Source organism: Pseudomonas sp. ACN8, from assembly GCF_002303925.1.
Lineage (GTDB): Bacteria > Pseudomonadota > Gammaproteobacteria > Pseudomonadales > Pseudomonadaceae > Aquipseudomonas.
The window spans coordinates 13,110-33,481 of record NZ_MRCS01000035.1 but is presented as its reverse complement, the minus strand read 5'-3'; the positions used below and the strand labels follow the sequence as shown (position 1 = coordinate 33,481).

18 protein-coding genes are annotated in these 20,372 nt (G+C 61.0%); 8 read left to right on the top strand and 10 right to left on the bottom strand.

The window, feature by feature from the left end:
* Positions 1-97 precede the first annotated feature (97 nt).
* From BSF44_RS19470 to BSF44_RS19440, 7 genes are all read right to left on the bottom strand, one after another.
* Positions 98-1,318, bottom strand: a complete 1,221-nt coding sequence (locus tag BSF44_RS19470; RefSeq protein ID WP_095944894.1) for a retropepsin-like aspartic protease — start codon at positions 1,316-1,318, stop codon at positions 98-100.
* Positions 1,319-1,541: 223 nt separating this feature from the next.
* The gene (locus BSF44_RS19465; protein ID WP_095944893.1) at positions 1,542-2,312 is read right to left on the bottom strand and encodes an electron transfer flavoprotein subunit beta; all 771 of its coding nucleotides are present in this window, start codon (positions 2,310-2,312) and stop codon (positions 1,542-1,544) included.
* Between the two features lie 15 nt (positions 2,313-2,327).
* A complete protein-coding gene (locus BSF44_RS19460) occupies positions 2,328-3,548 on the bottom strand; it encodes an electron transfer flavoprotein subunit alpha/FixB family protein (RefSeq protein ID WP_095944892.1) in 1,221 nt (406 codons plus the stop codon).
* The gene (gene dgcB, locus BSF44_RS19455; RefSeq protein WP_095944891.1) at positions 3,548-5,494 is read right to left on the bottom strand and encodes a dimethylglycine demethylation protein DgcB; all 1,947 of its coding nucleotides are present in this window, start codon (positions 5,492-5,494) and stop codon (positions 3,548-3,550) included. Before dgcB ends, BSF44_RS19460 begins: the two co-directional genes overlap by 1 nt.
* 175 nt (positions 5,495-5,669) lie before the next feature.
* The gene (gene dgcA, locus BSF44_RS19450; RefSeq protein WP_095944890.1) at positions 5,670-7,730 is read right to left on the bottom strand and encodes a dimethylglycine demethylation protein DgcA; all 2,061 of its coding nucleotides are present in this window, start codon (positions 7,728-7,730) and stop codon (positions 5,670-5,672) included.
* A gap of 15 nt (positions 7,731-7,745) precedes the next feature.
* Positions 7,746-8,276, bottom strand: a complete 531-nt coding sequence (locus tag BSF44_RS19445) for a DUF5943 domain-containing protein (protein ID WP_095944889.1) — start codon at positions 8,274-8,276, stop codon at positions 7,746-7,748.
* Between the two features lie 78 nt (positions 8,277-8,354).
* Positions 8,355-9,332 carry a dipeptidase gene (locus tag BSF44_RS19440; protein WP_032829497.1) on the bottom strand — a complete coding sequence of 326 codons (978 nt, stop codon included), beginning with the start codon at positions 9,330-9,332 and terminating at the stop codon, positions 8,355-8,357.
* Positions 9,333-9,567: 235 nt separating this feature from the next.
* On the opposite strand from BSF44_RS19440, the gene BSF44_RS19435 reads away from it, so the two are divergent.
* On the top strand, positions 9,568-9,969 hold the full coding sequence (locus BSF44_RS19435; protein WP_095944888.1) for a lysozyme inhibitor LprI family protein: 402 nt from the start codon (positions 9,568-9,570) through the stop codon (positions 9,967-9,969).
* Positions 9,970-10,030: 61 nt separating this feature from the next.
* Positions 10,031-10,447: a DUF3010 family protein gene (locus BSF44_RS19430; protein WP_095944925.1), complete on the top strand. Its 417-nt coding sequence runs from the start codon at positions 10,031-10,033 to the stop codon at positions 10,445-10,447.
* A gap of 131 nt (positions 10,448-10,578) precedes the next feature.
* On the opposite strand, the gene BSF44_RS19425 is transcribed toward BSF44_RS19430, so the two are convergent.
* Positions 10,579-11,523 (bottom strand): GlxA family transcriptional regulator, encoded by a 945-nt coding sequence (locus BSF44_RS19425; RefSeq protein WP_095944887.1) that lies wholly within the window; start codon positions 11,521-11,523, stop codon positions 10,579-10,581.
* A 224-nt stretch (positions 11,524-11,747) separates the two neighbouring features.
* Between BSF44_RS19425 and BSF44_RS19420 the strand changes: the two genes are divergently transcribed.
* From BSF44_RS19420 to BSF44_RS19390, 6 genes are all read left to right on the top strand, one after another.
* The gene (locus BSF44_RS19420; protein ID WP_095944886.1) at positions 11,748-12,692 is read left to right on the top strand and encodes a choline ABC transporter substrate-binding protein; all 945 of its coding nucleotides are present in this window, start codon (positions 11,748-11,750) and stop codon (positions 12,690-12,692) included.
* Between the two features lie 95 nt (positions 12,693-12,787).
* Positions 12,788-13,675, top strand: a complete 888-nt coding sequence (locus tag BSF44_RS19415) for a 3-keto-5-aminohexanoate cleavage protein (RefSeq protein WP_057712986.1) — start codon at positions 12,788-12,790, stop codon at positions 13,673-13,675.
* A gap of 141 nt (positions 13,676-13,816) precedes the next feature.
* Complete coding sequence (locus tag BSF44_RS19410; RefSeq protein ID WP_095944885.1) at positions 13,817-14,782, top strand: L-carnitine dehydrogenase; 966 nt, start codon at positions 13,817-13,819, stop codon at positions 14,780-14,782.
* A gap of 124 nt (positions 14,783-14,906) precedes the next feature.
* Positions 14,907-15,383, top strand: coding sequence for a thioesterase family protein (locus BSF44_RS19405; RefSeq protein WP_095944884.1), 477 nt, complete (start codon positions 14,907-14,909; stop codon positions 15,381-15,383).
* A gap of 13 nt (positions 15,384-15,396) precedes the next feature.
* Entirely contained in the window at positions 15,397-16,560 is a 1,164-nt protein-coding gene (locus tag BSF44_RS19400; protein WP_095944883.1) for a gamma-butyrobetaine dioxygenase, read from the top strand.
* Between the two features lie 385 nt (positions 16,561-16,945).
* Positions 16,946-17,212, top strand: coding sequence for a hypothetical protein (locus tag BSF44_RS19390; RefSeq protein ID WP_095944882.1), 267 nt, complete (start codon positions 16,946-16,948; stop codon positions 17,210-17,212).
* Between the two features lie 91 nt (positions 17,213-17,303).
* Here the strand turns inward: BSF44_RS19390 and BSF44_RS19385 are convergent, their stop codons facing one another.
* Positions 17,304-18,407 carry a GlxA family transcriptional regulator gene (locus tag BSF44_RS19385; protein WP_007975492.1) on the bottom strand — a complete coding sequence of 368 codons (1,104 nt, stop codon included), beginning with the start codon at positions 18,405-18,407 and terminating at the stop codon, positions 17,304-17,306.
* A gap of 522 nt (positions 18,408-18,929) precedes the next feature.
* A complete protein-coding gene (locus BSF44_RS19380; protein WP_095944881.1) occupies positions 18,930-20,306 on the bottom strand; it encodes an L-serine ammonia-lyase in 1,377 nt (458 codons plus the stop codon).
* Between the last annotated feature and the right edge of the window lie 66 nt (positions 20,307-20,372).

Sequence of the window (20,372 nt, the reverse complement as noted above, 5' to 3'; positions counted from 1 at the left end):
ACGACTTGCAAGGCTTGATTTGTATGGGGTGTAGCGAGGGGCGAACATGTTATCCACAGAACCACCAACAGGGATTGTGGGTAAACACCGACGTTGTTCAAACTTTATTGAGGCATGAGCGACCTGAATCCAGGTCCAGGTTCAACTCAAAGTCTTTGAACGCGCGCCATCCGAGCAATATCGACGGGACGTATTGCCCGAATATCAGCGACGGCGGGATGGTAAAGCCCGGGTAGTATTTGTAGGTGACCGCCATGGTGTTGCCTTGCAGGGCCAATACGCCGTCGTAGCGTTGGAAACGCTTGTTGTCGTTGGTGGAAACGCTTGAGCTTCCGGGTGTCAGCCCCTGCACGACACTGAGCTGTCTGCCGGGCGACGAGGCCGTCAGGTAGTCGACATTTCCGGTATCGATGATGGCCTGCGTTGCCCGGCGATCCAGCTGTGCGGCCATCACCAACCGTTGATTGAGATCCAGGCGGCTAATGACAATCGACGCATCACAGCGTGTGGCCGGCGGCGGATTCAGCTCCAGTGTTCTGCTGGTGATCCTCAAGCGCCCCAGCTTGCCGATCAGATCGAGCCCCAACAGATTATCCCGGTCGCTGACAAAGACCAGGACGTTCCTGAACTCGCGGGTGCCGACTTTCAGCGACCGGAGAATTCCCAGTCTCGCGGCCAAGCCCTTTTCGCCATAAAACGTGCTGTAGCGATAAAAAGCATCGGGCAACAACCTGATGTCCATCTGTTTCGCAGTGTCGATGTTAACCCGGGTTTGCGGTGCGCCCGTGTCCAGGACAAAACGCGCCGAGACACCATTGGCCGCGCCGACCTCGATAAATGGCAGCACTTGTTCAGCAGTGTATGAGTCGTCAGCATACGGATGAAGCGGCAGCACCTCATGCCGCGCCGAACCGTTGATCGTGAAATCGCCGGTCGCCGCCAGGATAGCCAGTGATTTACTGCCAAACGTGGAGAACAGGGGCTTCAGATCGGCGCTGGCCGCAATCGCCCCAGCATGCTTGGTCTTGATCGCCAGATAGTATTCGGGGATTTGGTTGGCAGCTTTGGCTTCGAGCAATCTGGCAAAGACCGTCACCGAGCAGCTGAGGTGTCTATCGGCATCCAGCACCTTATCGCACTGTTGCCGCAGTTGCGCCAGGGACGCGCTACGACCCTGTTCGGAGTCTATCCAGCGGTAAAAATCCTGATCAGCCTCGGACGCTTTTGTCTGGGCCGCAGAGATCAAGCCTGTGGATAACCACATGGCCAATGCAAAGAGCAACAGAAGAGCGAAAGTCCTCATATTCAGACCAGTCATAAAAACAGGGTTTTATGAGTCAGCGCTGAATGTCTGAAAGCTCCAGAAAGCGTGCCGCACCCTTGATCAGCGCATAGAAAACTGTAGCTCACCGCCCTGACGAGTGTGGTGCGGGACGAAGAGATCCTGTGGGAGCGAGCTTGCTCGCGATGACGGAGTATCAGTCGACATCAATGCCGCCTGATACGACGCTTTCGCGAACAAGCCGCCCCCACAGTGTTTGCTAGCGAACTACACCTTCTTCAATCAGCAATTTGAGAATCGCCTCGGCGCCGGCCTGAGCCGTCACACCCTTGAGCACCTGCCCGCCTCCACCACTGGCCTTGGCCGTCGCGGCTTTCATGCGGTCGGCGCCACTCTTGGCCTTGATCACCTTCAAGCGCTTGGGCCGTGGCTTGGCCGGTTGCAGGGTGGCGACCGCGAGCAGCTCATCGTCGATGACCTCGACGTCCTGCGCTTGCAGCACGCCGCGTCGGGCCGGGCCATAAGCGCTCTGCCGAGGCTTGGGAGCGGCGTTATCCACCGTTGCCAGAAACGGCAAGCGCACCTTGAGCCGCCGACGTTGACCGCGCGGCAAGGCCTGCAGCACCAGCGCCGAACCGCCGTCGATGGACTCGACCTGCGCCAGCCCCACCACCAGCGGCCAGCCCAGGCTTTCGGCGAGCAGGAACGGCAGCATGCCCGAGCCTTCGCCGGTTTCCGCCTGACTGCCGGTCAACACCACCTGAGCACCGGCATCGCGCAGATACTCGGTCAGCGCTGGTAGTGCATCGGCGCCTTGCGGTTGCTCCAACACATGCAGTTGCTCCAGCCCCATGCCCAGGTAAGCGCGCAATGCAGGCTCGGCGATGTCGCCGGCATGCAGCACTTGCAGGTTATCCCCAGCCAATTGCAGGCCCAGTTCTACCGCCCGTGCATCCTGTTCCGCGCGACGCGGTCGACCGGACGTCGGGTGGGCACCGATGGACACCAGGCTGATGATTTTCGTGCTCATAACCCTTTCCTTCCCTTAAGCCGCATCGCGCTTGGCGTCGTTGCGGTAAGCCTCTACCGCCTCGATCAAGGCTTGAAGAATCTCCGCGCTCTCACCGATCACCGAGAGGTCCGCGCGCTTGATCATGTCGCAGCCAGGGTCAAGGTTGATCGCCACCACCTTGTCGCAGGCACCGATGCCTTGCAGGTGCTGGATCGCCCCGGAAATCCCCACTGCCACATAGACCCGTGCCGTGACCCAGGTGCCGGATGCGCCGACCTGGCGGTCGCGGGCCATGAAGCCGTCGTCCACCGCCACCCGCGATGCGCCTTCGGTCGCGCCGAGGGCTTCGGCGGTCCTGTGGAAAAGTCCCCAGTCCTTGACCCCGTTGCCGCCGGAGAAAATGAACTCGGCTTCGGCCATGGGAATTGCCGACGGATCGACGGCCACCGCGCCCAGATCTTCGATCCGCGACAGGCTACGCGCCACGGTTGTGGATAACTCCACCGGCAAGGCTTCGTGACGGGTTTCGCTGACCGGTTCGGCGCATTCGACAGCCGCCAGAATCAACCGCGCCAGCGGCCGCGCCAAGTCTTGCAAACCGGCACCGGCACGGCCGATACACTCCTGATCCTTGACCTGCCAGACCCGCGTGGCCGGGCGTTCGCCCAGGGCGGCGGCAAAGCGCCGACCCAATTCACCGCCACCGGTGCGACTGTCCGGCAGCAACCAGTGACGCGGGCTGAACTGGTTATCCACAGCCCGCAGGCCCTGGACCCGTTGTTCCGGTGCATAACCGTTGAATTCTTCGCCCTCAAGCACCAGCAGACGGTCGACGCCCGCCGTGGCAAAAGCGCTCTCCTTGTGCTCACCGAACACCACGGCCAGCACTGCGCCGTCGCTGCCGGCCAGTTGATGGGCCAGGCCCAGCAGGTCGCGGTCATGACTGCTCAAGCGACCACCGACCATGTCCGGCACCACGCTGATGTAAAACGCCGGCGCGGCCACCTGATGCAGCGGCAATTGCACTTCGACGGCAGCCGAGCGCTTGGTCGCCCCGCCCTGTTGAGCACCGCTGCGGTCGATGCGTTTGATGCCGTTGGGGCCAATGAAACCGACACCATGGGGATTTTTGCGGATGACGCCGTTAGGCCCCATCCAGCTGTGTTGTGCCGGCTGCATGGCCGCGTGCAACGGGTGCAGACGGTTGCGTGCAATCCATTCGGCCCGGGGGTCGCGGCGGATAATGTCGCTCATCAGTGCACCTCCGCAGGTTCACGTTTTGCCGGCGCGGCCGGCTTTGCCGCGTCGTCTTCCAGCAGCGCGTCGGCCACCAGTTCGGCAATGTCCTTGATCAGCGGACGGGGTTCGACCACGCCTTCGAGCATCGCCGTACATTGTGGGCAACCCACGGCCACCAGTTCGGCGCCGGTTTCGCGGATGTCTTCCATGCGCATGTCGGGAATCCGCTGCTTGCCCGGAATGTCGGTGATCGGCGCGCCGCCACCACCGCCGCAGCAGCGGGAGCGGAAGCCGGAACGTTGCATCTCTTTCACTTCGATCCCGAGGGCACGCAACACCTGACGCGGCGCCTCGTATTCGCCGTTGTAGCGGCCGAGGTAGCACGGGTCGTGGTAGGTCACGCTGTCGCCTTTGTGCTGTCCGAGATTGAGCGCGCCAGCATCGATGATTTCCGCCATGTAGGTGCTGTGGTGCTGCACCAGGTAGTTGCCATCGAAGGCGCCGTACTCGTTTTTCAGCACATGGAAGCTGTGCGGATCGCAGGTGACGATGCGGTTGAAACTGTATTTGGCCAGGGTCTGGATGTTGCGTTTGGCCAACAGCTGGAAGGTCGCTTCGTCGCCCAGGCGCCGGGCCACGTCACCACTGTCACGCTCTTCGAGGCCGAGCACGGCGAAGTCGATTTTCGCCGCTTTCAGCACCTTCACGAAGGCGCGCAGAGTGCGCTGGTTGCGCATGTCGAAGGCGCCGTCGCCGACCCAGAACAGCACGTCGGTGGATTTCTTTTCGCTGAGCAGGTTGAGGTTCAAATCTGCCGCCCAGTTCATCCGTCCGCCCGGCGCGAAGCCGCCCGGGTTGTCGGTGGCGATCAGGTTTTCCAGGACTTCGGCGCCCTTGTTCGGGGTAGCGCCTTTTTCCAGGGTCAGATGACGGCGCATGTCGACGATGGCGTCGACGTGCTCGATCATCATCGGGCATTCCTCGACGCAGGCGCGACAGGTGGTGCACGACCACAGGGTCTCGGCGTCCACCAGACCATTGACGATCGGTTGATGCGGATTGCCGGCGTGCTCACCGATGGCCTTGCCCGGATACGGGCTGCCGGCGAACTTGGCATCGGTGCCACCGGCCAGGCCGACGACCATGTCCTGAATCAGTTTTTTCGGGTTCAGCGGCTGGCCGGCAGCGAACGCCGGGCATGCCGCTTCGCATTTACCGCACTGCACGCAGGCGTCGAAGCCGAGCAACTGGTTCCAGGTGAAGTCCTTGGGTTTTTCCACGCCCAGTGGCGCGCTCGGGTCGCTCAAGTCCAGAGGCTTGAGGCCCGTGGACCGACCACCGCCAAAGCGTTCGGCGCGACGGTGCCAGGCCAGGTGCAGCGCACCGGCGAAGGCGTGCTTCATCGGCCCGCCCCAGGTCATGCCAAAGAACAGTTCCGACACGCCCCACAACACGCCAACCCCGAGAATCGCCGCCAACAGCCAGCCACCGAAGTTTTCCGGCAGGATGCCCGCCACCGGCAGGGTCAACAGGAAGAACGAGGCCGAGAACGCCAGCAGGCTTTTCGGCAGGCGCATCCACGGGCCTTTCGACAGGCGCGACGGCGGGTTGCGTCGACGCAGGTAAACAAAGATCGCGCCGACGAACATAACCGCCGTCATCAACAGCAGTGCGTAGCCGAGGAAGCGGTTATGCAGGCCGAAACCATGCACAAGGATCGCCAGCACGATGGACGCCACCGCACCACCCGCCGTGGCGACGTGGGTGTTGGCAATGTATTTGTCCCGCGCGACCACATGGTGCAAATCGACCATGTAGCGCTTGGGCATGGCGAACAGGCCGCCGATCAGGTCGACTTTCGAAGCCCGGCCCCGGCGCCACATGGCCACCCGCCGCAACGCGCCCAGGACACCAAGGCCAAGGGCTGCGAACAACAGGATTGGAAGAAGGGTGTTCAACATAGGTGAAGCTCCCAAAGACCTCGGGCTTAACTATCTGGATGCCTTGCTTGATCCCTTGCAGGAGCGAGCCTGCTCGCGAAAAACCTGAGAACACCGCGTTGAATCAGACTCCCCGCGTTATCGTTCACGTCCATCGCGAGCAGGCTCGCTCCTACAGAGGGTTATCCACAAGCTCTTAGAAATCCTTGCACAACCGCAGCGCGTCGTAGATCGCCGCGTGCACGTTTCGCTGCGCCACACAGTCGCCGATGCGGAACAGCAGGTAGCCATCGCCGCTCTGCTCCAGGCACGGTTGCGGCTTGATCGCGAACAAGGCTTCGACGTCGATCTGGCCTTTGTTGCGCGAGCCTTCTTTCATCGCGTAGTAGATTTCCTCGTCCGGGCGCACACCGTTTTCGATGACCACCTGATCGACCACCCGCTCCTCTTTGGCGCCGGTGTATTCGTTCTCCAGCACCGCCACCAGCTTGTCGCCTTCGCGGTAAACCTTTTCCAGCATCATGTCGCCGGTCATGATCACTTCTTTCGGGTACATGCTGCGGTAGTAGGTCGGGAACGACGTACCGCCAATGGCCACGCCTGGCTTGATGTCGTCGGTGACGATTTCGACCTGGCTGCCCTTGTCCGCAATGAAGTCCGCGGTAGACATGCCGGTGAATTCGCAAATGGTGTCGTAGACCAGCACGTTCTTGCCAGGCAGAACCTTGCCGTCGAGCACGTCCCAACTGCTGACCACCAATCCTTCAGCCGCGCCCCAGTGTTCGTTCTGCTCGATGAACGGATGACCGCCAACCGCCAGCACTACCACGTCCGGACGCAAGTCCATGATGGTCGGAGCATCGGCCGCAGTGCCCAGGCGCAGGTCGACTTTCAGTCGCGCCAGTTCCAGCTGATACCAGCGGGTGATACCGGCGATCTGGTCCCGTTGCGGCGCTTTCGACGCGGTCGTGATCTGCCCGCCGATGAATTCTTTCTTCTCGAACAGGGTCACGTCGTGGCCGCGTTCGGCAGCAACGCGAGCGGCTTCCATCCCCGCAGGGCCGGCGCCAACAACCACGACCTTGCGCTTCACGCCGGTGGTTTTTTCGATGATGTGCGGCACGCCCATGTACTCACGGGAGGTCGCAGCGTTCTGGATGCACAAGACATCCAGGCCCTGATACTGACGGTCGATGCAGTAGTTGGCGCCGACGCATTGTTTGATCTGGTCGATCTGGCCCATCTTGATCTTGGCGATCAGGTGCGGGTCGGCGATGTGCGCGCGGGTCATGCCGACCATGTCGACGTAACCGCCTTCCAGAATACGGGTTGCCTGGTTCGGATCCTTGATGTTCTGCGCGTGCAGCACCGGAACCTTGACCACTTCCTTGATACCGGCGGCCAGGTGCAGGAACGGCTCCGGTGGATAACTCATGTTGGGGATAACGTTGGCCAGGGTGTTGTGAGTGTCGCAACCCGAACCCACGACGCCGATGAAATCAAGCATGCCGGTGTCGTCGTAATACTTGGCGATCTGCTTCATGTCCTCGTGGGACAAACCATCCGGGTGGAACTCGTCACCGCAGATGCGCATGCCCACGCAAAAATCGTCACCGACCTCGGCGCGTACGGCTTTCAAGACTTCCAGACCGAACTTCATCCGGCCTTCGAAGGTGCCGCCCCATTCGTCGGTACGCTTGTTGACTCGCGGACTCCAGAACTGGTCGATCATGTGCTGGTGCACGGCCGACAGTTCGACGCCGTCCAGGCCACCGGCCTTGGCGCGGCGTGCCGCTTGCGCGTAGTTACCGATGACCCGCCAGATTTCTTCCGGCTCGATGGTCTTGCAGGTGGCACGGTGCACCGGCTCACGCACGCCCGACGGCGACATCAGGGTTGGCCAGTTAAAGCCGTCCCAACGCGAGCGACGCCCCATGTGGGTAATCTGGATCATGATCTTGGCGCCGTGCTTGTGCATGGCGTCGGCCAGATTCTGGAAGTGCGGGATGATGCGGTCGGTGGACAGGTTCACCGAACTCCACCACTCCTGCGGGCTGTCGATCGCCACCACGGACGAACCGCCGCAAATCGCCAGGCCGATCCCGCCCTTGGCTTTCTCTTCGTAATACTTGACGTACCGGTCGGTGGTCATGCCGCCGTCGGTGGCATAGACCTCGGCGTGCGCGGTGCTGAGCACGCGGTTGCGGATGGTCAGTTTGCCGATCTGGATCGGCTGGAACATTGCTTCGAAAGCCATGGCGGGTTCCTCGACTTACAACGGCTTGACGGTGAACAAGCCGTCTTCGTGGCCCTCTTCGGAGCCACCGTAGACTTGTTCGGCCATGGTGCGGATCTTGCTGCCGCGAGCGGCGAGGATCTGGTCCATGGCCCCTGCAAACCAGCCAGTGAACATATAGTCGACCTTGCGCCCGACCTTGCCGTACACGTAGACGAATGCCGAGTGTTCGAGCTTGACGCTGGCGGTGCCTTTGTCGAGGTCGATGTCCTGGATCTTGAACAGACCCCAACCGCGCTGCGACAGGCGCTTCATGTAGTGCTCGAACACCGCGACGCCTTCCAGGCCGTGGCATTCGGCTTCTTTTTCACACCAGTGCCAGGCGGACTTGTAGCCGGCCTTGTAGAGGATTTCGGCGTAGGCTTCGGCGCCCAGCACCTCCTCGATGCCCATGTGGTTGTTGACGAAGAAATGGCGCGGCACGTACAGCATCGGCAGGGCGTCGGAGGTCCAGACACCGGTTTCGCTGTCGACTTCGATTGGCAATTGCGGGGCGATCTTGGCCATGGAAACTTAACTCCAGAAAATTCGTTGTGTTGCCCGCTGCTCGGATGGCAGCGGGAAAGGATTCAGAGGTGCTGTGGCTTACTCGCCCCAAACGTCCTTGAGAACGTTGACCCAGTTCTCGCCCATGATCTTGCGCACCACGCGCTCGGAGTGGCCGCGCTTGAGCAGGGTCTCGGTCAGGTTCGGGAACTCGCCCACGGTGCGGATACCCAGCGGGTTGATGATCTTGCCGAAGCTGGTCAGACGGCGGGCGTAGCCTTTGTCGTGGGTCAGGTATTCAAAGAAGTCCTGGCCGTGGCCCTGGGTGAAGTCGGTACCGATGCCGATAGCGTCTTCGCCGACGATGTTCATCACGTACTCGATGGCTTCGGCGTAGTCGTCGATGGTCGAGTCGATGCCCTTGGCCAGGAACGGCGCGAACATGGTCACGCCGACAAAGCCGCCATGGTCGGCAATGAACTTGAGTTCTTCATCGGACTTGTTGCGCGGGTGCTCCTTGAGCCCCGACGGCAGGCAGTGGGAGTAGCAGACCGGCTTCTTCGATTCGAGGATGACTTCTTCGGAGGTCTTGGAACCGACGTGGGACAGGTCGCACATCACGCCAACCCGGTTCATCTCGGCGACGATTTCGCGACCGAAACCCGACAGGCCGCCGTCACGCTCGTAGCAACCGGTGCCCACCAGGTTCTGGGTGTTGTAGCACATCTGCACGATACCGACGCCCAGTTGCTTGAACACCTCGACATAGCCAATCTGGTCTTCAAAGGCGTGGGCATTCTGGAAGCCGAAAAGGATGCCGGTCTTGCCCTGCTCCTTGGCCTTGCGGATGTCGGCGGTGGTGCGGACCGGAATCACCAGGTCGCTGTTCTCGCGGATCAGCTTCTGGCTCGCGGCGATGTTGTTGACGGTGGCCTGAAAGCCCTCCCACACCGACACGGTGCAGTTGGCCGCGGTCAAACCGCCCTTGCGCATGTCTTCGAACAGTTCACGGTTCCACTTGGCGATAATCAGCCCGTCGATAACGATGCTGTCGGCGTGCAATTCGGCTGGGCTCATCAGGCTGTCCCCTATTAGCGATTCATGCGCCGAATCGTCTGCCGGCGCTTTGGGGCCAGCATATGCCTCGGTGCAGGGGCAGCCGGGTGCAAAAACGACAGGGGGTTTGCCGAAAGCGTCAATCCGCGACAAAGGGTCGTCGCCAGGCACAATCTGCGACCTGTTCAAGGCCCTCGGCTTGGGCCAGAATTCGCCGCATCACTGGATGCTTCACTGGACAAGAGCGGCGACGATAATGAAATCGATCATTCTGGCAATGGCAATGATTGCGACCGGCGTACACGCAGCGCAGGTGTCCGACGACAACCCGTGCGACAAAGTCGAAAACGACATCCAGACCCTGGAATGTTCGGCCTTCAGCAAAACCTCCGCCGAAGACCTGTTGAGCGAAAACCTCAAAAGCCTGAACGACCGCATGCAGTCGCTCTACGGCAAGAACCCGTCGCAACTGACCGACGTCACCGCAAAAATCAAGGCCGCCCAGGCCCAATGGCTCAAAACCCGCGATGCCGATTGCGCCGTAGAAGCCTTTCCGGCCACGGCCGGCAGCAAGGCATTCACCATTGCCCAGAACGATTGTGTGGCGCGGATGAGTGATGAGCGATCGGAGTTTTTGGAGTCGATTGGGCAGGAGTGATCCGTTCACCAGCCAGCTTGAGCTGTAAGCTGCACACCCTCTGTCACTAATGGGATTGAACATGAAAATCTGCGGCATCGAAATCAAAGGCAGCGAAGCGATCATCGCCGTGGCCACGCTGGACGGTCAGGCGCTGGGCCATGTCGCACTCGCCACCAAGAAAATCGCCCTGGACGATGACGACGAAGCCGCCAACGTCAAACTGTTCGCCGCTCAGGTTGCGTCCTTTGTTCGCGAGAACTCGATAGACCGCATTGCGATCAAGAAGCGCAGCAAGAAAGGCGAGTTCGCCGGGGGGCCGACCACGTTCAAGATCGAGGGGGTTTTCCAGTTGCTGGAGAATTGCGAGGTGATGCTGTTGTCGCCGCAGACCATCAATGCCCAGGCCAAGAAGCACAACTTCGAATTGCCGGGAACGCTGAACAAGTACCAGCATGAGGCGTACAAGGCGGCGTGTTCGGCGCTTTTGAAGAAGTAACAGGTCTTCCTGACAGAACAAACTAACTGTGGGAGCCAGCCTGCTGGCGATGGCGGTGCATCAGTTGATATTCATGTGTCTGACATACCGCCATCGCCAGCAGGCTGGCTCCCACAGGGGGTATCAAGTATTCATGCCTTGGCGGTACGCCGATCCTCCCGCGGGCACCGCTCATACTTCGCCCGATAACTGCGGGTGAAGTACGACGGCGATTCAAACCCGCAGGCAATACTGACCTCCAACACGCTCATGTCGGTCTGCCGCAGCAACTGCCGGGCCTTTTCCAGCCTCAATCGAAGATAGAAATTGCTCGGTGTGTCGTTCAGGTGCAGGCGAAACAGGCGCTCCAGCTGGCGCCGCGTCACCTTGATCGATTCCGCCAGTTCCAAAGTGCTAAGCGGCGGTTCGCTGTGCTGCTCCATCTCACCGATCACATGCACCAGTTTCTTGTTGCTGAGGCCATAACGCGTGGCGACTTCCATGCGCTGGTGGTCTTTACGCGGGCGGATGCGGCCGAGTACGAATTGTTCGCTGACCTGGATCGCCAGTTCCGGGCCGTGGGCCTGGGCGATCAGATCCAGCATCAGATCAATGGAAGCGGTACCGCCGGCGGAAGTAATGCGCCGGCGATCAATCTCGAACAGTTCCTGGGTGACGCTGAGCTGTGGATAAGATTCCTTGAAGGCATCGATGGCTTCCCAGTGCAGGGTCAGGCGATGGCCATCGAGCAGGCCGGCTTCTGCGAGGATGAAGCTGCCGGTGTCGATGGCACCGAGGGTCACGCCTTCATTGTCCAGGCGGCGCAGCCAGTGTTCCAGCGCCGGCGTGGTGAACTTCAGGGGTTCGAACCCTGCGACCACCAGCAGTGTCGCACCTTTCTTCAACGGTTCCAGCGCCGCATCGGCGTTGACCGACATGCCGTTGCTGGCCAACACCGCCCCGCCATCCGCGCTCAGCACATGCCAGCGATAGAGTTCGCCACGAAAGCGATTGGCGACCCGCAACGGCTCGATGGCCGAGATAAATCCAATGGCCGAGAAACCCGGCATCAACAAGAAGTAGAAATCCTGGGACATGGAGCGCACTCGCTTAGCAGGTAACAGGAGGCCAGGTAACGAGAGGGCGGGCAGCGTAGGGATGTTGATACGCCACTTGCGAGCGGCATTCAAGAGCGCAGGTCGCTGCAGTGCAAGAGCTGGTCGCCGCAGTGCGTTTTCATCGGTGCTTTGCTGCGTAACTTGGCATCACCGGCGCATCAGACACCGGAACTCACAATAAACGAACTGCCGAGGAACCTGAGATGAAACGACTGATCAGCAGCTGTGTTCTTGCACTCAGTGGTACCGCTTTGCTGAGCGCCAGTGTCATGGCCGCCGAACCCGCCGCGTGTCAGAACGTGCGCATGGGTGTAGTGAACTGGACCGACGTGATCGCCACCAGTGCCATGACCCAGGTATTGCTCGATGGCCTCGGCTACAGCACCAAACAAACCAGCGCCTCCCAGCAAATCATCTTCGCCGGGATCCGCGACCAGCGTCTGGACCTGTTCCTCGGTTACTGGAACCCGCTGATGACCCAGACCATCACCCCGTTCGTCGACGCCAAACAAGTCAAGGTGCTTGAAGCGCCGAGCCTGCAGGATGCCCGCGCGACTCTCGCCGTGCCGACCTACCTCGCCGACAAGGGCCTGAAAACCTTCGCTGACATCGCCAAATTCGAAAAGGAACTGGGCGGCAAGATCTACGGCATCGAACCTGGCTCGGGCGCCAACACCCAGATCAAGGCGATGATCTCCAAGAACCAGTTCGGCCTCGGCAAGTTCCAGCTGGTCGAATCCAGCGAAGCAGGCATGCTCGCCGCCGTGGATCGCGCCGTACGTCGCAACGAAGCTGTGGTGTTCTTCGGCTGGGCGCCGCACCCGATGAACGTCAACGTCAAGATGACCTACCTCACCGGCAGCGACGACGCTCTCGGCCCGAACGAAGGCAAGGCCACCGTGTGGACCGTCACCGCACCGACATACACCGAACAATGCCCGAACATCGGTCGCCTGCTGAGCAACCTGACGTTCACCGCCGAAGACGAGAGCCGGATGATGCAGCCACTGCTGGATCACAAGGACGCTTTCGAGTCGGCCAAACAATGGCTCAAGGATCACCCGCTGGACAAAAAACGCTGGCTTGAAGGTGTCACCACCTTCGACGGCAAACCGGCCGCTGAAAACCTGCAACTGACCACTAAATAAACACGATTGAACCACCGACTCGCAGCCCCAACGGGCTGCGGACGGGACCACCACGCCTGGCCAAAGCCAAAAACTCGCCTGTAAGGAATCGCCTCATGAACCACGACGTCATCATCACCTGCGCACTCACCGGTGCTGGCGACACGACCGCCAAGAGCCCACACGTGCCGGTCACCCCGAAACAGATCGCCGCTGCCGCCGTAGAAGCCGCCAAGGCCGGCGCCACCGTGGTTCACTGCCATGTGCGTGACCCGCAAACCGGCAAGTTCAGCCGTGACGTGGCGCTGTACCGCGAAGTGATGGAGCGCATCCGCGAGGCGGACGTGGACATCATCGTCAACCTCACCGCCGGCATGGGCGGCGACCTGGAAATCGGTGCCGGCGAGAATCCGATGGAATTCGGCCCGAACACCGATCTGGTCGGCCCGTTGACCCGCCTGGCCCACGTCGAAGAACTGCTGCCGGAAATCTGCACCCTCGACTGCGGCACCCTGAACTTCGGCGACGGCGACACCATCTACGTCTCCACCCCGGCCCAGTTGCGTGCCGGCGCCAAACGCATTCAAGAGCTGGGTGTGAAAGCCGAGCTGGAAATCTTCGACACCGGTCACCTGTGGTTCGCCAAGCAGATGATCAAGGAAGGCCTGCTCGACAACCCGTTGTTCCAGCTGTGCCTGGGTATCCCTTGGGGCGCACCGGCGGACACCACCACCATGAAAGCCATGGTCGACAACCTGCCGGCCGATGCGGTCTGGGCTGGCTTCGGTATCGGCCGGATGCAGATGCCGATGGCGGCGCAAGCGGTGTTGCTCGGCGGCAACGTACGGGTCGGCCTGGAAGACAATCTGTGGCTGGACAAGGGCGTGCTGGCGACCAACGGCCAACTGGTCGAGCGCGCCAGCGAAATCCTCAGCCGCCTTGGCGCCCGCGTCCTGACCCCGGCTGAAGGCCGGGCAAAAATGGGCCTGACCAAGCGCGGTTGACCCTACCCACTTTCCCCCTGTGGGAGCGAGCCTGCTCGCGATAGCGGTTTACCTGCCTCAATTGATGCATCGGATGTACCGACGCCATCGCGAGCAGGCTCGCTCCCACAGTTTTTTCCGAGCCAAATTCAGGAATCGACCATGAGCTTTATCACCGAAATCAAAACCTTCGCAGCGTTAGGCAGCGGTGTCATCGGCAGCGGTTGGGTGTCCCGCGCCCTCGCCCATGGCCTGGATGTAGTGGCCTGGGACCCGGCCCCCGGCGCTGAAGCCGCCTTGCGCAAACGCGTCGCCAATGCCTGGGGCGCGCTGGAGAAACAAGGCCTGGCGCCGGGTGCATCGCAAGATCGCCTGCGCTTTGTCGCGACCATCGAAGAGTGCGTGCGCGATGCCGATTTCATCCAGGAGAGCGCCCCGGAACGACTGGAGCTGAAACTGGACCTGCACAGCAAAATCAGCGCGGCGGCCAAGCCCAATGCGTTGATCGGCTCCAGCACCTCTGGCCTGTTGCCAAGCGAGTTCTACGAGAGCGCCACGCATCCTGAACGCTGCGTGGTCGGTCACCCGTTCAACCCGGTTTACCTGCTGCCCTTGGTGGAAGTGGTCGGCGGCAAAAACACCGCCCCTGAAGCGGTGCAAGCGGCCATGAGGGTCTATGAATCCCTGGGCATGCGCCCGCTGCACGTGCGCAAGGAAGTACCGGGTTTCATCGCCGACCGCCTGCTCGAAGCGCTGTGGCGTGAGGCCCTGCACCTGGTCAACGACGGCGTGGCGACCACCGGCGAAATCGACGATGCCATCCGCTTCGGCGCGGGCTTGCGCTGGTCGTTCATGGGCACCTTCCTGACCTACACCCTGGCCGGCGGCGATGCCGGCATGCGCCACTTCATGGCGCAGTTCGGCCCGGCGTTGCAGTTGCCGTGGACCTACCTGCCGGCACCGGAGTTGACCGACAAACTGATCGACGACGTGGTCGATGGCACCAGCGATCAACTGGGTAAACACAGCATTTCGGCGCTGGAGCGCTATCGTGATGACTGCCTGCTGGCGGTGCTGGAGGCGGTGAAGACCACCAAAGAGAAGCATGGGATGGCTTTCAGCGAGTAATCGACAATCTGGACTGGCCCCATCGCCAGCAGGCTGGCTCCCACAGGGGAATGCATTCCAATGTGGGAGCCAGCCTGCTGGCGATGACGGCACTCCAATCATAATCTGTTCTGGATCAGCCATCATGCCCACCCTCACCACCTACCAAACCACCATCATCCCCGACTGGGTCGACTACAACGGCCACCTGCGCGACGCCTTCTATCTGCTGATCTTCAGCTACGCCACCGACGCCCTGATGGATCGCCTGGGCCTGGACAGCAACAGCCGCGAGGCCAGCGGCAACTCGCTGTTCACCCTCGAACTGCACCTGAATTACCTGCACGAAGTGAAGCTCGACGCCAAGGTCGAAGTGCACACCCAAATCATCGCCCACGACAGCAAGCGCGTGCACCTCTATCACAGCCTGCATCTGGTCGGTGATGCCCAGGAACTTGCAGGCAATGAACAGATGCTGCTGCACGTGGATCTCGCCGGGCCGCGTTCGGCGCCGTTCAGCGAACAATCCTTGAGCCGGCTGCAAGCCATCGTCGCCGAACAGGAGGACCTGCCTGCGCCCGATTACGTTGGCCGAGTGATCGCATTACCCCCCCAAAAATAACAAGGAGATCGCCATGAATACCGCCGCAGCATTTGCCGACTTTCGTACCTATCCGTTGATCAGCGCGCTGACTGGCGTGCAGACCCTGGCGGACCGTATTCTGGTGAAGTGGGCCGACGATCGCGTCAGCCCTTTCCACCATCAATGGCTGCGGGATAACTGCCCGTGCCCGCAGTGCGTCTACACCGTGACTCGCGAGCAAGTGCTGGAAATCGTCGATGTGGCTCAAGATCTGATACCCGAACAAGTGCACATCGACACCGAAGGTTGCCTGTCGGTGGATTGGCAGGACGGCCACAGCAGCCGCTTCGACCCCGGCTGGCTGCGCGCCCACGCCTATGACGACGAATCCCGCGCCGAGCGCCAGGCACGCAAGCCAAAAGCCAGGCTCTGGCACAGCGATTTGCGGTTGCCGGTGTTCGAATATCAAGCACTGATGACGGATAACGACGCTCTGTTGCAATGGCTGTTGGCGGTGCGGGATGTCGGATTGACCCAGGTCCGAGGCGTGCCCACCGAACCCGGTTCTCTGAAGCTGATCGCCCAACGCATTTCCTTCATCCGCGAGAGCAATTTCGGCGTGCTGTTCAATGTGCAATCCAAGGCCGACGCCGACAGCAACGCCTACACCGCCTTCAACCTGCCACTGCACAGCGATTTGCCGACCCGGGAGTTGCAACCGGGGCTGCAATTCCTGCATTGCCTGGTCAATGATGCCGAGGGTGGCGAGAGCATTTTTGTCGACGGTTTTGCCATTGCCGACGCCTTGCGCCGGGAAGATCCCGAATCCTTCAACAGCCTCTGCGAAATCCCCGTGGAGTTTCGCAACAAGGACCGTCACAGCGACTACCGCTGCCTCGCGCCGATCATTGCCCTGGATGCGTTGGGGCAGGTGTCGGAAATCCGCATGGCGAACTTTCTGCGCGGGCCGTTCGATGCCTCGGTGGAGCAGATGCCCAAGCTCTACCACGCCTATCGGCGCTTTATCGCAATGACCCGCGAACCTCGATTCAGGCTGATGCAGCGGCTCAATCCCGGCGAGCTGTGGTGCTTCGACAACCGTCGCACCCTGCATGCCCGCAACGCCTTCGACCCCGCCACCGGGGCGCGGCACTTCCAGGGCTGCTATGTGGACCGGGATGAGTTGTTGTCGCGGATTCTGGTGTTGCAGCGTTAAACCGAGTCATCGTTCATCGCGAGCAGGCTCACTCCCACAGTTGACCGGGTTCTCTCATGGGAACGCGGTTGAATGTGGGAGTGAGCCTGCTCGCGATGGCACCCGGACAGACACCGCATATCTCCCTGAATCACAGACAAAAAAAACCCCGATCAAGCCGTGACAGGATCGAGGCAGAGGGTACTGTTGAGGAGCTGCCATGCGAGGGTGACCAAACCTTCGTGAAGCGAGCTAAGTCCAGTGTGCCCACTCCCCCGCGCGCCAGGTTAGCCGAAAACGACATGTTCATAACCAATTGAGCCATTGCGACAATTCGTCCTTGCCGACACCCGGCACCCCTACCAGAATCGAACCACGACACCGTTCCCTGAAGAAGGATTGCGTCATGATGCACGCCGATTTGATAGACCAGGAAGACCTGTTGGGCCAGCTCAAGTCGTTGGGCTTCAACGTGCCCAACGGAGCCACCGCCGAGCAGGCTTGCGAATGCGTGGTAAGGGGCCTGGACGATGCTCGGGCGTATGAGCTTCGCAAGATGGTCAAGGAAATGTACACCAGCAGCGCGACGATCCTGCCGGCAGTGCGCCAGGCCATCGACAAACAACTGCTGCCGGCGTTGTCGGAGTACCAGCAAAGCCACACCGCCCGATAAAACGCCTTCGCGAGCAGACTCGCTCCCACATTGGTTCTGTGAACAACACAGATGTGGGAGCGAGTTTGCTCGCGAATGAAGTCGACCTGGTCTAGAGCCTTACACTGGCAAACGTCGACTCATTGCGCGCCTGGCTCAGCGCCGACAACGGCCCGGACAACGGCGACAGCACCAGTGCTTGTGGCAGCGGCATCATCGCCACTTGCTGGGTGGTGTTGGACCCTACGCGCTCGTCACGCGGCGGAATGCCGAAGTATTCGCGGTAGCACTTGGAGAAGTGCGGCGTGGACACGAAACCACAGACCGATGCCACTTCGATGATCGACATCGGCGTTTGCTTGAGCAGCTGGCGCGCACGGATCAGGCGCAGCTTGAGGTAGTAACGCGACGGCGAGCAGTGCAGGTATTTCTGGAACAGCCGCTCCAGCTGGCGACGGGACACCGCGACATACACCGCCAGTTCGTCCAGGTCGATCGGCTCTTCGAGGTTGGCTTCCATCAGCGCAACGATTTCCTGCAACTTCGGCTGGTTGGTGCCGAGCATGTGCTTGAGCGGCACACGCTGATGATCCTGCTCGTTGCGGATGCGCTCGTAGACGAACATCTCCGAAATGGCCGCCGACAGCTCACGACCGTGATCGCGACTGATCAAGTGCAGCATCATGTCCAGCGGCGCGGTGCCGCCGGAGCTGGTGAAACGGTTACGGTCGAGGGTGAACAGGCGAGTACTCATCGCTACACGCGGGAAAGCTTCCTGCATCGCCGCCAGGCATTCCCAGTGCACGCTGCAATCAAAACCGTCGAGCAGGCCGGCGCAGGCCAGGGCCCAGCTGCCGGTGCACACCGCACCGAGACGGCGGGACTGGCGAGCCTGGCTTTGCAGCCATGACACGTGTTCGCGGGTAACAGTGCGCTGGATGCCGATACCGCCGCACACGATGACCGTGTCCATTGGCGGGGCTTTGTGCATGGAGGCGTCGGGGGTGATCTGCAGGCCGTCACTGGCCCAGACCTGGCCGCCATCGACGGTGAGGGTGGTCCAGCGATACAGCTCGCGACCGGACAACTGGTTGGCCATGCGCAGGGGTTCCACTGCGGAGGCCAGAGAAATCAGCGTGAAATTGTCCAGCAGCAGAAAGCCGATGGATTGAGGCGCACGGTTCTGGGGTTGGGCCCCGGAGTTGAACGTCGTCATCGCGGTATCTCCTCACACAAAGCGGGTGATGGCCTCAGGCGGAGGCTCTTTTTATTGCCATCGTTCTCGCGTGGGAGACGGGCTTTGTAATGACAGAGCAATTGCCATGCCTAAATTTGAATGCGCGTTCAATAACTCCTAAAAACGACGTCGGAATGTGTCTACACATGTCTTGCAAGGCAGGGGGATTTAAATGGCCATCAGGGCTGGCAAGCGCCCCGCCCCACAAGCTGTGAGCAATTCGGTAGCACTTGTGGGAACGGCGTTGCGCCGCGATGGAAGGGAGTGTCACCGCAGGCACGGGTGACAGGCGGTCGAAGGCCGGTTGGCCCTTGATCAGTGGCAAGACGATTTATCTGTGAGCGACGCGCCAAAAGGTGGCGCGCTTTAAACCGGGTGTTCACTTAGCGCGCAGTTTTGACTGGTCTGCCCCTATCGCCAGCAGGCTGGCTCCCACAGGTTTTGTGGTCGATACAAATCTACTGTGGGAGCCAGCCTGCTGGCGATAGGGGCGATGCGGTCTCAGCACTCCACTGCGCTAACCGCCAACCCACCCCGCGATGTCTCCTTATATTTGTCATGCATATCGGCACCAGTATCGCGCATGGTGCGGATCACCCGATCCAGCGAAATGAAATGCTGGCCATCACCGCGCAATGCCATTTGCGCGGCATTGATCGCCTTCACTGCGGCGATTGCGTTGCGCTCGATGCACGGCACCTGGACCAGCCCACCCACCGGGTCGCAGGTCAGGCCGAGGTTGTGTTCCAGACCGATCTCCGCCGCGTTGCACAATTGCTCTGGCGTGGCGCCAAGGATTTCCGCCAACCCGGCGGCCGCCATGGCACAGGCCGAACCGACTTCGCCCTGGCAGCCGACTTCGGCACCGGAGATCGATGCGTTCTTCTTGCACAGGATTCCCACCGCCGCCGCGCCGAGGAAGTAGTCGACGACATTGGCGTCGGTCACGGCTTCGCTGAATTTCATGAAGTAGTGCAGCACCGCCGGAATGATCCCCGCCGCACCGTTGGTCGGTGCCGTGACCATGCGTCCGCCAGCGGCGTTTTCTTCGTTGACCGCCAGGGCGAACAGGTTGACCCATTCCATGGCGCTCAAGGTCGAGCCGATCACATTGGGTTTGTTCAGTTCCTGCAGGCTGCGATGCAGCTTGGCCGCGCGACGGCGCACGTTCAGCCCGCCGGGCAGGATGCCTTCGTGCTTCAGGCCTTGTTCGACGCAATCCTGCATGGCGCGCCAGAGCTTCATCAGGCCGCTGCGGATTTCGTCCTCGCTGCGCCACACCCTCTCGTTGGCCATCATTAATTCAGCTACACGCAGCTTGTGTTTTTTACACAGCTCCAGCAGCTCGGCAGCGCTGGAAAAGTCATATGGCAACACGGTGCGGTCGAGGTCGACGACACCGCTGGAGGCCTGAGCCTCATCGACGACAAAACCGCCGCCGACCGAATAGTAGGTGTCGCGATACAACTCGCCGCCATCGCCTTCGACAATAAGAGTCATGGCGTTGGGGTGGAATGGCAGGTTCTCGTCGATCAGGCGCATGTCCCGGGCCCAGATGAAGGGCACTGGCAAGCGACTGTCGAGCAGCAGCGTATCGGTCTCGCGCAGGGTGGCGATGCGAATGCCGATTTGCGACGGATCGATCGCATCCGGCCACTCGCCCATCAGGCCCATGATCACGGCATTGTCGCTGCCGTGGCCGATGCCGGTGGCCGACAATGAACCGAACAACTGGACTTCGACACGCCGCACCTGCTCAAGCAGCCCCCGCTCACGCAAGCCCTGCACAAACAACGCCGCCGCCCGCATGGGCCCCACGGTGTGTGAACTGGAAGGGCCGATGCCGATTTTGAACAGGTCGAAAACACTGATAGCCATTACTGCCGAACTCCTGGATAGGCTCACTGCGCACGCAAAAGCGCACGATGACGGAGCTGCTACGCT